The organism is Rheinheimera hassiensis, assembly GCF_022436675.1.
In the GTDB taxonomy this organism is placed as follows: Bacteria; Pseudomonadota; Gammaproteobacteria; order Enterobacterales; family Alteromonadaceae; genus Alishewanella; species Alishewanella hassiensis.
In genome coordinates, this window is the sequence record NZ_JAKUJZ010000004.1 from 20,308 (window position 1) to 33,237 (window position 12,930).

Below are 12,930 nucleotides of genomic sequence, written 5' to 3' on the forward strand. Positions count from 1 at the left end.
CAGCGTTATGAATCAAAGTTATAGTCGGGGCTCGTCATTGCCACTGCGGCTTTTTCTGGCCGTAGTGTGCAGTGCTGGGCTGATGTTTCTGGATCGTTACACCGACAGTTCAACCCAGCTTCGCAGTTATCTTACTACCGCAGTAAGCCCGTTGTTTTATGTCGCCAGCTTACCGGAAACACTGTTTTCCGGCGCGTCAGAACAATTTATGTCGCAGCAGGCTGTGCTGGACGAAAACGCCCGTTTAAAAGAAACCCTGCTGCAACAAAGTGGCCAGCTGCAGCTATTGCGCTATTTACAGCAAGAGAATGAAAAACTGCGCGCTTTGCTGGGATCTTCGGCGGTGATTGAAGATAAGCGATTGGTTGCAGAAGTGCTGGCGGTGTACAGCCATCCGTTCAGCCATCAGGTAGTGCTGAATAAAGGCACCAAAGATGGTGTAACCGAGCATCAGGCGGTGATTGATGATCAGGGTATCGTTGGCCAGATAGTGAGTGTAGGCCCTACCAGCAGCCGGGCACTGCTTATTTCCGATAATACCCACGCTATTGCCGTGCGGGCAGAACGTACAGGTGTTCGTGCTATTGTTGAAGGCCTGGGCCAGTGGGACGCACTGCGGGTGATGCACCTGCCACACAGTACGGATATCCGCGAAGGCGACAGATTACTGACCTCCGGCCTGGATGGCCGCTTTCCGGAAGGGTATCCGGTAGCCCGGGTGTCAAAAATAAGCCAGGATGCCAGCCAGCCCTTTATGGTGGTGTATGCCGAGCCTTACGCCTTACTCGATCGCATCCGCCATGTACTGCTGTTATCCAATACGCCGCGCATGCCTGAGCAGCCAGAAGAACCAGCAGCTGGCGCTGCACCACAGGAGCAACCCTGATGCGAAAAGCTGGCCGCATAGGCTTTATTTATCTGTCATTGTTTGTGGCACTGATCCTGACCGTGATGCCTATGCCACAACTGGTAAAACTGGCCCGGCCCGACTGGGTACTGCTGGTACTGATGTACTGGACAATGGCGCTACCACAGCGGATCAGCGTTGGCACCGCGTTTTTCAGCGGTTTTATCGTTGATGTGCTGGTAGGTACTGTACTGGGTGTGAATGCCCTGGCATTTTCCGTGGTAATTTTTATTGTTGCCCAGCACCACCTGAAAATACGTAATTTCTCTATAGTGCAGCAGTCTTTACTGCTGGGGTTACTGTTGGCGCTGTATCAGTTACTGCTATTCTGGCTTAGTCATTTTCTTACCGGCGTGTACTTTATGCCGCAATATCTGTGGCCGGTTGTTACTGGTATGCTGGTATGGCCCTGGTTGTTCTGGTTACTGCGGCGCTATCGCCGACAGCTGAAAATTCAATGAGTTATCCACGTATTGCCTTAGCCTCTTCCTCTCCACGCCGGCGTGAATTGCTGGCGCAGCTCGGTGTAGATTTTCAGCTGGTGAAAGCTGATATTGATGAAACCCCCTACCCAAATGAAGCCCCCAGGCTGTATGTTACCCGCTTAGCGCGGCAGAAAGCGCTGGCCGGGCTGGCACGTCTAACCACCGACATGCCGGTGCTGGGTGCTGATACGATAGTGGTAGCCAATAACGAGATTTTGGGTAAACCAGCCGATTTTGCCGAGTTTAACCGGACTATGCAGTTGTTGTCCGGCCGCTGCCATAAAGTTATGACCGCCGTTGCGCTGGTAAGCCGCGAACGCACTTTGCAGCAGTTGGTGTGTACTGAAGTGTATTTCAGAACGTTAACAGCACGGGATATTGACAGCTACTGGCAAAGTGGCGAGCCGCACGATAAAGCCGGCGGTTACGGTATCCAGGGGCTGGCAGCAAAGTTTGTCCAACGCATTAATGGCAGTTACACCGCAGTAGTGGGCCTGCCATTATGTGAAACCGAACAATTATTACAGCAGTGGCAGGAGCCGGTATGAGCGCAGAACTACTACTGAATGTGACACCCAGTGAAACCCGGGTTGCCCTGATAGAAAATGGTGTATTGCAGGAGCTGCATATAGAACGCCAGGCCAAACTGGGTTTGGTTGGTAATATGTATGTCGGTAAAGTTAGCCGGGTGTTGCCCGGTATGCAGGCTGCTTTTGTTGATATCGGCCTGGATAAAGCCGCGTTTTTACATGCCTCAGACATAGTGCAGCACGATACTCTGGCCGAGCTGGAAGCCAAACCGGCGGCGAGCAAGGATATCCGCGTACTGGTGCGCGAGGGACAGTATTTGTTGGTGCAGGTGGTAAAAGATCCGCTGGGCACCAAAGGCGCACGTTTAACCACCGACATTACTTTACCGTCGCGTTATCTGGTGTTTATGCCTGGCTCACCGCATGTCGGGGTATCGCAGCGGCTGGAAAGCGAAAGTGAGCGGCAGCGGTTAAAAGATATTGTCAGCCAGAACCTGGACGACAGCGGTGGTTTTATTGTCCGCACTGCGGCCGAAGGTGCTGGCGCTGAAGAGCTGGCGCAAGACGCTAAGTTTCTGAAGAAGCTTTGGGCCAAAATTATTAAACGCAAACAAAAAACCCGTAAAGAAGGCGTGGTATACGAAGATTTAACCCTGACGTATCGCATTCTACGTGATTTTGTCGGCGCCGATCTTGAGCGAATACGGGTAGATTCCAAGATAACCTTTCAGCAGCTGACCGCTTTTTGTGAAGAGTTTATTCCGCATTTATCGCCGTTACTGGAGTACTACCCCGGCGAGCGGCCGATTTTTGACATGTTTGATGTTGAAAATGAAATTCAGCGCGCGCTGGAGCGCAAAGTGCCGCTAAAAAGCGGTGGTTACTTGATTATCGACCAAACCGAAGCAATGACTACGATAGATGTTAACACCGGCGCTTTTGTCGGCCATCGTAATCTGGAAGAAACCATTTTCAACACCAATACTGAAGCCACTCAGGCCATTGCCCGCCAGTTGCGGCTACGTAATCTGGGCGGCATTATTATTATCGACTTTATTGATATGCAAAGCGCCGAGCATAAACGCCGGGTGTTTCACAGTTTAGAGCTGGCGCTGGCACGCGACAGAGCCAAAACCAATATTCACGGCTTCTCGGCGTTGGGCCTGGTAGAGATGACCCGTAAAAGAACCCGCGAAAGCCTGGAACATATCCTCTGTTCAGAGTGTCATGTATGTAAGGGGCGCGGCAGCTTAAAAACCGTTGAAACGGTATGTTTTGAAGTGCTGCGCGAAATTGTCCGGGTAAACCGCGCCTATGCCGCCGACAAATTTGTCGTATATGTGTCGCCGGCCGTAAAAGACGCCTTAACCAACGACGAGTTTCACAGCCTGGCCGAAGTGCAGGTGTTTATTGGTAAACAAATCAGTATTCACACTGAGCCTTTATACACACAGGAACAATTTGATGTGGTGATGATGTAGTGCAACGCACAAAACGGCTATGTTTTTATTGTTTGCATAAGTTCTGGCTGGCACTGGCTGTTACGCTGGTGCTGCTGGCTGTGTCGATCTCCGTTTTGCGTTACACCCTGCCACATGCCGACAGTTACAAGCACCATATTGAACAGCTTATCAGCAACCGTTATGGCGCCGATGTTAGCATTGGTGAGCTTAGTGCCGGCTGGCAAAAGTATGGCCCGGCGCTGTTGTTGCGCGATGTTAAGCTGCTTGATAGCGCCGGGCAGTTGCAACTGAATATCAGTGAAACCCGGGTGCGGCTGGATTTTTGGCGCAGCCTGAGAAACTGGCAACTGACAGCCAGGCATTTTGAGCTGAGCGGCCTGCAATACTATGTTGATGCCGACAGCCTGCTAAGCAGTGAAGGCGCCACGGCCTTAGACAGCGCCCCTGTTTTTGCTGCGCTGGAACAATTGTTTTTTCAGCAACTGACCTATTTCTCCGTGGTAGACAGCCAACTGGTGCTGCAAAATGACGACAATCCGGATCTGGTTGTCGATATTAAACAGCTGGACTGGGCCAATCGCGGTAACCGGCACCAGGGCTACGGCGATTTAGCACTGGCCGGTGTTACCGCCAATACGGTGTCGTTTATCCTCGATTTACATGGCGATACGCTGGACAGCTCCACCGGCCAGCTGTATCTGGAAAGCGACAAGCTGGACGTACTGCCATGGTTTCGAACCCTGTTACCACCCAGCCAGAAACTGGAGCAAGCCAGCATCAATTTTAAAGCCTGGGGCCAGGTAGACAAAGGTTTGCTGCAGCGGATACAGGTAGAACTGGCTAATAACAGCTTAAGCTGGCACCGCGGTGATACCGCGCATAGCCTGCAACTGGGGCCGGGGCAGTTGTTATGGCAACCGGCAGCGGATGGCTGGGTAGTGCATTCCGGGCCGCTAACCCTGTCTGATCAGCAACAGCAATGGCATGGGCTGGAGTTTCAGCTACAGCGCAACGAGCAACAGTGGCTGGGCCAGGTAAATAATTTTTCGCTCAATGCCATCACGCCATTGGCGAACCTGCTGGCAGACGATATCAGCATATTGCAAAAACTGGTGGCTTATCAGCCCGCCGGCGACGTGCAACAGTTACAATGGCGCTTTGCCGATCAGCAGTGGCAGTTGCAAGGCCGGTTAGACAATGTCAGCTCGGTGGCGCAGGGCGATATTCCCGGTGTCAGTAATATGCGCGGCGATTTTATTGCTACACCAACGCTGGCCAGAATCCAGCTTGATAGTTTAGGCGGTGAACTAAGCTGGGATGGCCTGTTCAGTGAGGCCACCGCGTACGATGTGTTATCTGCCCGGATATTGTTGCACAAAGAGGCCGCTAACTGGCAGCTGAGCATTCCTTCACTAAGCCTTCACAGCGCCGATTTGCAGTTAGACGCCAGTATCAAATTAACCGACGAGTTAAGTATTCTGGCACGGTTGCAGCAACTGGATGCCAGCCGGGCAGCGCATTATTTTCCGCAGCGGTATATGCCACAGAGTGCACGCAAATATCTGAGCGGCGCTATTGTCAGTGGCCGGGTGAATGAAGCAACGATGCTGTGGCAGGGTAAACCGGCCGAGTTTCCTTATACCGAACAACAAGGCGTGTTTCAGGTGCTGACAAAACTGGAACAAGGGCGCTTTGCTTTCGCCCCCGACTGGCCGCAAATAGAAGGTTTAAGCGCGCAGTTATGGTTTGAAAATGCAGCCATGGCCATTCAGTCAGAAGCGGGCAGTTTAAACGGCATCGAGCTTGAGCAAGGCGTTAGCGCCGTAATCCCGGATCTATTTGATGCGCAAACCCTGGATATTCATATTCAGCGCCGCGTAGAAGCCAGTGCTGTCAGCGCATTAATGCAGCAATCGCCGCTGCGTGACAGTATTGGCAAAACACTGCAGCACCTCGGTGCGCAAGGGCTGGCCGAGGGCGATGTCACGCTGGCTGTTAGCCTGAAGCAGCCCCAAGTGCTGGCAAGCGGCACAGTGAGCTTTGCTGACGCCAGCCTTAACCTGCAAGCCCCGGCAATGCAGGTGCAGCAGCTAACAGGCAGCTTAAGCTTTGCAAATGACAAAATTCGCGCAGATAAACTGCAGCTAAGCTGGCGCGGCCTGCCGGTTACTGCCGCACTACAGGGTGAGAATACTGCCGATGGTTACCAGCTGGCACTGCAGTTAAATGGCGCTCAGGACAGCCAGCAATTACTGCAGGCATTGCATGCGCCAGCGGCTACCCTGGTGGCCGGTACAACCGACTGGCAGTTGCAGCTGGCGCTGAACTTGGCAGCGGACGACATAAATTATCAGGCGCAGCTGAGCAGCAATTTGCAAAACACCGCTTTGCTGCTGCCTGCACCCTATAGCAAAACTGCAGATGAAAGCGCAGAGTTAACGCTGACGGTAACCGGCAACAGCGCGCAATCGGCCATAGCGCTTGGCTATGCTCAACAAAAAGATGCTCAACAGAATGACGCCCGGCGGCTGCACTTTAATGCTTTATTGCAACACGACACCCAGCAATTACGCCGCGCTCATCTTAGCCTGGGTCAGCAAGAACCCGCACCGGCCGCAGATGAGTTTACCATCAGCATTAACTTACCTGAGCTGGATTTTCTGGCCTGGTTTGATGTTATCAAGCAACAGCTGGATGCCAGCGCCAGTGATAGCGAGCAGCAATTTTTTCCGCGGTTGGCTCAGGTGCGCGGTAAAGTAGCGCAACTGGACGTAGCGCCGGGAGTAAGACTGCACAATACCGTGTTCGATGCAGAGCAACAGCCGGATCACTGGCAATTACAGTTAAATGGCACCGAGCTGGCCAGCCGCTGGCAATTTAGCAAAGACTGGCAGCAGCAGGGTATTGTTGCTGCCTTTGACTACCTGCACCTGCCAATAAGTGAAACGGTCAGTGCCAGTGAGCAGGCCGCCAAAGTAACCGAAAAGCTGGCGCTGACGGCGCAGCGCTGGTTGTTAGAATTGCCACCGCTAAGCGTAAGCTGTGCCGATTGCAGCATGGGTAACTACCGCTTTGGCCAGGTTAGCGCCAAAGCCCATAGCACCGCGCAGCGCTGGCAGCTTACTGAGCTTAGTGCACTTTACAAAAGACATCAGCTAAAGGTGCAGGGGTTTTGGCAGAACGACGGCGATGCTGGTGTCAGTGAATTTACCGGCCAGCTGCAAAGCCCGAATATTGGCGCCATGCTGAACGAATTTCAGCTGACATCTGCCATTGCCGGCAGCAGTGCTGACATTCAGTTTGCACTGAACTGGCCTGGTGCGCCTAACCAGTATGCTGTGGCCGATTTATCCGGCAATGTGAGTTATACGCTGGGCGAGGGGTCGTTAACTGAAGTTAGCGATCAGGGTTCACGTTTGTTCTCTATTTTTAGTCTCGATTCGCTGGTGCGTAAACTGCGGCTGGATTTTCGTGATGTGTTTGCCAAAGGCTTTTTTTACAACAAAATGAGCGGTAATCTGGCTCTCGCCAAAGGCGTAGCACAAACCAGTGATGCCAGTATTGACGGCGTGCCGGGCAATTTACAAATTCAGGGTTATGCCGATCTGGTGAGCAAAAAACTGGATTACCAAATGGCGTTTTCACCCAAAGTGACCTCCAGTTTACCGGTGATTATTGCCTGGATGGTAAATCCGGCTACCGGGCTGGCAGCACTGGCGCTGGATGAAGTGTTTCAAAGTGCAGAGGTAATTTCGAAAATTAACTTTACCGTTACCGGCAGTTTTGACAAACCCGTGGTTACCGAAGTAAACCGTCACAGTACCGAAATACCGGTACCGGTGCGCGTTGCCCAGCCCGAGGCGATTATACAGTTGCCGGCAGCAACGCAGCCTGAAACCGACAGGAATAAACCGCATGGCTAACTGGCGTGTATCGGCCATTCAGCTAACCAGCACACCTGATCCTGCACAAAACCTGGCGCAGGTAGCACTGTACTTGCAACAGCTGGCAGATACTTATGCCGACGGCCTGCCGCATTTAGTGGCCCTGCCCGAATGCTTTGCCGTGTTTGGCGGACGTGATGGCCTGCAATTGCAGTATCAGGCACCGCTGGGGCAGGGGGTTATTCAGCAAGGCTGTGCTGCACTGGCCAAACAGTTTGGCGTGTATTTACTGGCAGGCTCTTTACCCACCAGCAGCCCAGAGCCGCAACGTTTCAGTGCCAGCAGTATTTTATTTGCGCCGGATGGCAGCATAGTGGCCGATTACCAGAAAATGCATTTATTTGATGTCGAAGTGAGTGACAGCACCGGCAGTTACCGCGAATCGGCCAGCACCTATCCGGGACAGAAAATCACGCTGGTGGAACTGGCTGAGTTAAAGCTTGGCCTGACTATATGCTATGATGTGCGTTTTGCAGGCTTGGCGCAGGCGCTAGCCGGTAAGGGCATGAACCTGCTGACAGTGCCATCGGCTTTTACGAAAGTTACCGGCGAGGCGCACTGGCATACGTTGCTAAGAGCGCGGGCGATAGAAAACCAGTGCTTTGTGCTGGCGCCAAACCAAACCGGCGTGCATGCCAATGGCCGTGAAACTTACGGTCACAGCCTGATTATCGATCCCTGGGGCCGGATACTGGCCGATGCCGGTACTGCAACGGGCTGGGTATCAGCAACAATAGATTTAACTGACGTTGTGCAGCTGCGGCAAAGCATGCCGCTGGCGCAACATAACCGATTTAACAGTGAGCTCAAACCATGACTGCACCAGAGCAGAACCTGATCACCGCTTCCGAGCTGACCGCTGCTGATTTACAGCAAACGCTGGGCTATTTATTTGACCATCAGCTCGACTTTGCTGATTTGTATTTTCAATCCAGCGTGCATGAATCCTGGGTGCTGGAAGACGGTTTAGTTAAAGATGGCTCTTTTAATATTGAACGTGGTGTGGGCGTGCGCGCTATCAGCGGTGAAAAAACCGGTTTTGCCTACGCAGACACCATTAGCGCTGCGGCATTAAAACAGGCCGCGACAGCGGCGCGTGGCATAGCCGCACAGGGCCAGAACGGCAGTGTCAAAGCCTTTAGCAAAAGCAGTAACAGCAATATCTATTTGCCATGCGAGCCGCTGCAAAGCTTAACCAATACCGATAAAGTGGCTCTGCTGCACCAGATTGAAGCCTATATCCGCACGCTGGATAACCGCGCCGAACAGGTGATGGTAAGTATCTCCGGCGTGTATGAAGAAATACTGGTGGCAGCTACCGATGGCACCTACGCCAGTGATATCCGTCCGCTGGTGCGGTTAAACTGTTCCGTGTTGCTGCAACAGGGCGACCGGCGCGAGCGCGGCAGCGCCGGTGGTGGTGGCCGCACCGATTACAGTTACTTCTTTGAGCTTAGTGATGGCACACCGCGCTGGCAGCACTATGCCCGTGAAGCCGTGCGCCAGGCTCAGGTTAATTTAACCGCCATAGATGCACCGGCCGGTACTATGCCGGTAGTGCTGGGCAGCGGCTGGCCGGGGGTATTACTGCACGAAGCCGTAGGCCATGGCCTGGAAGGCGATTTTAACCGTAAAGGTTCATCGACATTTTCTGGCCGTATTGGCGAGCAGGTGGCGTCGAAGCTGTGTACTATTGTCGATGACGGCACTTTGGCGCACCGCCGTGGCTCGCTGAATATTGATGATGAAGGCGTACCCAGCCAGCACAATGTGCTGATCGAAAACGGTGTTTTAAAAGGTTATATTCAGGACAAGCACAACGCCATGCTAATGGGTGTGGCACCAACCGGTAATGGCCGGCGCGAGTCGTTCGCTAATCTGCCGATGCCGCGGATGACTAACACCTATATGCTGGCCGGCCAGAGCGACCCGGCGGAGATTATCGCCAGCGTGAAAAAAGGCATTTATGCGCCTAACTTTGGTGGTGGCCAGGTAGATATTACCTCCGGTAAGTTTGTGTTTTCGGCCTCTGAAGCCTACTTAATTGAAAACGGCAAAATTACTGCACCGATTAAAGGCGCAACCTTAATTGGTATGGGGCCGGAGGCCATGCAACAGGTATCAATGGTGGGGAACGACTTAGCGCTCGACGCCGGCGTAGGTGTGTGCGGTAAGCAGGGCCAGAGCGTACCGGTAGGTGTCGGCCAGCCGACATTAAAACTGGATGCCATTACCGTAGGTGGCACTCAGCACTAAATAACAGGCAAAGCCGCTTTAAAGCGGCATTTAAACCAAAACAACAGCAGGAAATAAAACAAGATGGCAGCGTTTGGCACTGTGTTTGTCCCAGAGATGGTGATCTCCCGTTATGAACAATCCGGCTGGAGCCAGCCACAAATGGTTCCGGCTGACAGCATCAGCCTGCACCCGGGCGCGCATGTGCTGCACTATTCCAGCACCTGCTTTGAAGGCTTAAAGGCATTTCGCCACACTGATGGCGGCATTTATGTATTCCGCATGGACCGCAACGTCAACCGTTTGCAGCAAAGCAGCGAGCTGCTGTCTCTACCCAAAGTAGACGGCGCCATGCTAAACCGGATGATTCTGGATATTGTTAAGCATTATGCCGCAGATGTGCCGATGCCGCCGGGTTCTATGTATATCCGCCCGACGCATATCGGCACTGAGGCGTCTATCGGTAAAGCCGCCGCACCCAGCCTGGAATCCATGCTGTATGTGTTGTTATCACCGGTAGGTGATTATTTTGCCGGTGGCGCCAAGCCACTGCGCTTGCTACTGGAAGACAACGCCCGCTGTGCCGCCCATATGGGTATGGTGAAAAGTGGTGGTAACTATGCCAGTGCGCTGCAGCCCATTATGAAAGCCCGCGCCGCAGTGCAGGCCGATCAGGTGCTGTTTTGCCCTAATGGCGACGTACAGGAAACCGGCGCAGCTAACTTTTTGCTGATCGACGGCAACGAAATTATTACCAAAGCACTGGATAGCTCGTTCTTACACGGTGTAACCCGTGATTCTATTTTAACGCTGGCGCGCGACCGCGGTATGAAAGTATCCGAGCGTGAGCTAACGGTAGATGAGCTGCTGGAGCGCGCAGCAAAACCGGGTACAGAAGCTGCTTTATCGGGCACTGCTGCGGTATTAACGCCGGTGGGTACACTGATCCATAATGGCAAAGAATATCAGGTAGGCTCAGGTGAAGCTGGCAGCAGCACCAATGCGCTGCGCCAGGCACTAAATGATATTCAGTGGGGCAAGGCTGAAGATAAACATGGCTGGCTAACCAAAGTTTGTTAAGCAGATCTTGTTAAACAAGGCTTGCTTGCTCAGATTGGGTTACCGCTGTGCTCGCCACAGTGGAATTCGGGGCAATCCTGCCCCTCATCTGGCGGGCCAGCTTGCGCTGAAGGCATTCGTTCCTGACGAATGCCTTACCCGCCTTCGCTAACGCGAAAATGGTCTGTGGCTGTGCGCAACGGCATCCCAATCAGGCTGTGTTAGCACAACGGAGTTGTAACACCAGCTAGCTCTAGCTATTCTTGAATAATCAAAGGCTTAATTAGCTGAAATAACTCGCGGAACGCTTTAGGTGGCTGCTGTTTTTCCTGCTCTTTTTTCGCATTACGAATAAGCTGGCGCAACTGCTGTACATCAACGTCAGGATAGGCGGCAATAAAGTCGGTTACGGTGTCATTGTCGGCCAGCAGCTTATCGCGCCATTGCTCAACTTTATGAAACTGCCGTGTGGCTGCCTGGTTGGTATTACGTAATACCGCCAAAGCCTGTTCTATTGGTTCCAGCTCACGGGTACGCATTAAACGGCCAATAAACTGAATATGGCGGCGCAGTGCTTCACGCTTATTGCTTAGCTTGTCGGCCAGTTGCAGTGCATCTTTTAACTCGTCATCCAGTGGTACTTTAGCGCGGGAGGCCGCACTTAACGACACCAGCTCTTCGCCCAGCTTTTGTAACTCGTGCATTTCACGCTTTACCTGAGATTTACTCTTACCTTCTTCTTCATCCCAGGTATCGCCGTTAATAAAATCGGTCATGCTTGCTTCACTCTTAACAATAATGCCGCTAAGTATACATGATCTGGTGTTGCAACAGCAGCCAGCGTTTGCAGACTATGATAAGCTGAGGGCAATTTTTTCAGGCAGACAGAACATTATGCAAGTAACTCAACCCAGTATCTGGCAGGAAATTGACGAAGTTAAACAGGCCGTAGCCGAAGTACTGGCCCATGCCAAGCAGCTTGGCGCCAGCACGGCTGAAGCCTCGATGAGCCGCACCAAAGGCTTAAGCGTAGAAACCCGCCATGGCGAAGTAGAAACGGTAGAATTTAACCAGGATGGCGGTTTAGGTATCAGCCTGTACTTTGGCCAGCGCAAAGGCTCGGCATCTACCGCCGATTTAAGCCCGCAGGCTCTGCGCCGCACGGTTGAAGCCGCTGCCGATATTGCCCGTTATACTTCTGAAGACCCGCACGCCGGCTTGGCTGATGCCAGCTGGCTGGAAATGTCACCGCCGGATCTGGATTTATTTTACCCCGACAGCATTAGTACCGATGAAGCCATAGCGCTGTGTGCAGCATCTGAAGAGGCGGCTTTTGCCACCGATAAACGTATTACCAACTCTGAAGGCGCGTCGTTCTCAACGCATCAGGGGTTAAAGGTGTATGGCAACAGCCATGGCCAGCTAGTGGGGTATCCCAGCTCGCGCCACAGCTTTAGCTGCGTGGTAATAGGTGAAGATGGCGACGATATGCAGCGTGACTACAGCTTTACCGTAGCACGCCAGTACAGCCAGTTGCTGGACCCAAAACAAATTGGCCGTGAAGCCGCGCTGGAAACTGTCGCCCGCTTAAATGCCCGTAAAATTGCCACACAAAAAGTGCCGGTAATTTTCCGCGCTGATATTGCCAGCAGCTTGTTTGGCCATTTAGTGTCGGCTATTGGCGGTGGCGCCATTTACCGTAACTCCAGCTTTTTAGTGGGTAAAGTAGGCCAGCAGATTATGGCGCCGGGTATTACTATTGTTGAACAGCCGCATTTAAAGCAAGCGCTGGCATCCAGCCCGTTTGATGGCGAAGGCGTAAAAACCCGCGACTTAGCGGTAATAGAGCTGGGCGTACTGACTACTTACCTTACCAGCACTTACTCTGCCCGTAAGCTGGGCATGGCCAGTACCGGCCATGCCGGCGGCATTCATAACTGGCTGGTAAACCACGGTGATGAAGATTTATTGCAACTGTGCCGCACTATGGGCAAAGGTTTGCTGGTTACTGAGCTGATGGGCCAGGGCGTGAATACTGTTACCGGTGATTATTCGCGCGGTGCGGCTGGTTTTTGGGTAGAAAACGGCGAAATTCAGTTTCCGGTATCAGAAGTGACCATCGCCGGTAACCTAAAAGACATGTTTATGAATATCAGCGCCGTAGGTAACGACGTTGACCGCCGTGGCGGGGTATTAACCGGCTCGGTGCTGATCAACCAGATGCAGGTGGCTGGTAGTTAATTAAGCGGCCACCAACAAAAAGCCCGGCTAACTTAGCGGGGCTTTTTTATACGCAGTTCAATGAGA

The 12,930-nt window shown here is 52.8% G+C and carries 10 protein-coding genes; 9 read left to right on the forward strand and 1 reads right to left on the reverse strand.

Annotated elements, in window-relative coordinates:
* The first annotated feature begins 7 nt into the window (after positions 1-7).
* The 8 genes from mreC (at position 8) to MJX74_RS08895 (ending at position 10,644) form a co-directional block, all read left to right on the forward strand.
* A complete protein-coding gene (mreC, locus tag MJX74_RS08860; RefSeq protein WP_068227523.1) occupies positions 8-886 on the forward strand; it encodes a rod shape-determining protein MreC in 879 nt (292 codons plus the stop codon).
* Positions 886-1,368 (forward strand): rod shape-determining protein MreD, encoded by a 483-nt coding sequence (gene mreD, locus MJX74_RS08865; RefSeq protein ID WP_068227526.1) that lies wholly within the window; start codon positions 886-888, stop codon positions 1,366-1,368. The genes mreC and mreD overlap by 1 nt, the downstream gene beginning before the upstream one ends.
* On the forward strand, positions 1,365-1,940 hold the full coding sequence (locus MJX74_RS08870; RefSeq protein WP_240222513.1) for a Maf family protein: 576 nt from the start codon (positions 1,365-1,367) through the stop codon (positions 1,938-1,940). Before mreD ends, MJX74_RS08870 begins: the two co-directional genes overlap by 4 nt.
* Positions 1,937-3,403 carry a ribonuclease G gene (gene rng, locus MJX74_RS08875; RefSeq protein WP_240222514.1) on the forward strand — a complete coding sequence of 489 codons (1,467 nt, stop codon included), beginning with the start codon at positions 1,937-1,939 and terminating at the stop codon, positions 3,401-3,403. The genes MJX74_RS08870 and rng overlap by 4 nt, the downstream gene beginning before the upstream one ends.
* A complete protein-coding gene (locus MJX74_RS08880) occupies positions 3,403-7,308 on the forward strand; it encodes a YhdP family protein (RefSeq protein ID WP_240222515.1) in 3,906 nt (1,301 codons plus the stop codon). Before rng ends, MJX74_RS08880 begins: the two co-directional genes overlap by 1 nt.
* Positions 7,301-8,146, forward strand: a complete 846-nt coding sequence (locus MJX74_RS08885; protein ID WP_240222516.1) for a carbon-nitrogen hydrolase family protein — start codon at positions 7,301-7,303, stop codon at positions 8,144-8,146. The genes MJX74_RS08880 and MJX74_RS08885 overlap by 8 nt, the downstream gene beginning before the upstream one ends.
* Positions 8,143-9,585, forward strand: coding sequence for a metalloprotease TldD (gene tldD / locus MJX74_RS08890; protein ID WP_240222517.1), 1,443 nt, complete (start codon positions 8,143-8,145; stop codon positions 9,583-9,585). Before MJX74_RS08885 ends, tldD begins: the two co-directional genes overlap by 4 nt.
* A 63-nt stretch (positions 9,586-9,648) precedes the next feature.
* Positions 9,649-10,644, forward strand: a complete 996-nt coding sequence (locus MJX74_RS08895; RefSeq protein WP_240222518.1) for a branched-chain amino acid aminotransferase — start codon at positions 9,649-9,651, stop codon at positions 10,642-10,644.
* A gap of 236 nt (positions 10,645-10,880) precedes the next feature.
* Here the strand turns inward: MJX74_RS08895 and yjgA are convergent, their stop codons facing one another.
* Positions 10,881-11,399: a ribosome biogenesis factor YjgA gene (yjgA, locus tag MJX74_RS08900; protein WP_240222519.1), complete on the reverse strand. Its 519-nt coding sequence runs from the start codon at positions 11,397-11,399 to the stop codon at positions 10,881-10,883.
* Positions 11,400-11,517: 118 nt separating this feature from the next.
* On the opposite strand from yjgA, the gene pmbA reads away from it, so the two are divergent.
* Positions 11,518-12,864 (forward strand): metalloprotease PmbA, encoded by a 1,347-nt coding sequence (gene pmbA, locus MJX74_RS08905; RefSeq protein ID WP_240222520.1) that lies wholly within the window; start codon positions 11,518-11,520, stop codon positions 12,862-12,864.
* The last annotated feature ends 66 nt before the right edge of the window (positions 12,865-12,930 follow it).

Coding starts and splice junctions, on each gene's coding strand:
- mreC (WP_068227523.1), top strand. CDS start 8: ATGAATCAAAGTTATAGTCGGGGCTCGTCATTGCCACTGCGGCTTTTT.
- mreD (WP_068227526.1), top strand. CDS start 886: ATGCGAAAAGCTGGCCGCATAGGCTTTATTTATCTGTCATTGTTTGTG.
- MJX74_RS08870 (WP_240222513.1), top strand. CDS start 1,365: ATGAGTTATCCACGTATTGCCTTAGCCTCTTCCTCTCCACGCCGGCGT.
- rng (WP_240222514.1), top strand. CDS start 1,937: ATGAGCGCAGAACTACTACTGAATGTGACACCCAGTGAAACCCGGGTT.
- MJX74_RS08885 (WP_240222516.1), top strand. CDS start 7,301: ATGGCTAACTGGCGTGTATCGGCCATTCAGCTAACCAGCACACCTGAT.
- tldD (WP_240222517.1), top strand. CDS start 8,143: ATGACTGCACCAGAGCAGAACCTGATCACCGCTTCCGAGCTGACCGCT.
- MJX74_RS08895 (WP_240222518.1), top strand. CDS start 9,649: ATGGCAGCGTTTGGCACTGTGTTTGTCCCAGAGATGGTGATCTCCCGT.
- yjgA (WP_240222519.1), bottom strand. CDS start 11,399: ATGACCGATTTTATTAACGGCGATACCTGGGATGAAGAAGAAGGTAAG.
- pmbA (WP_240222520.1), top strand. CDS start 11,518: ATGCAAGTAACTCAACCCAGTATCTGGCAGGAAATTGACGAAGTTAAA.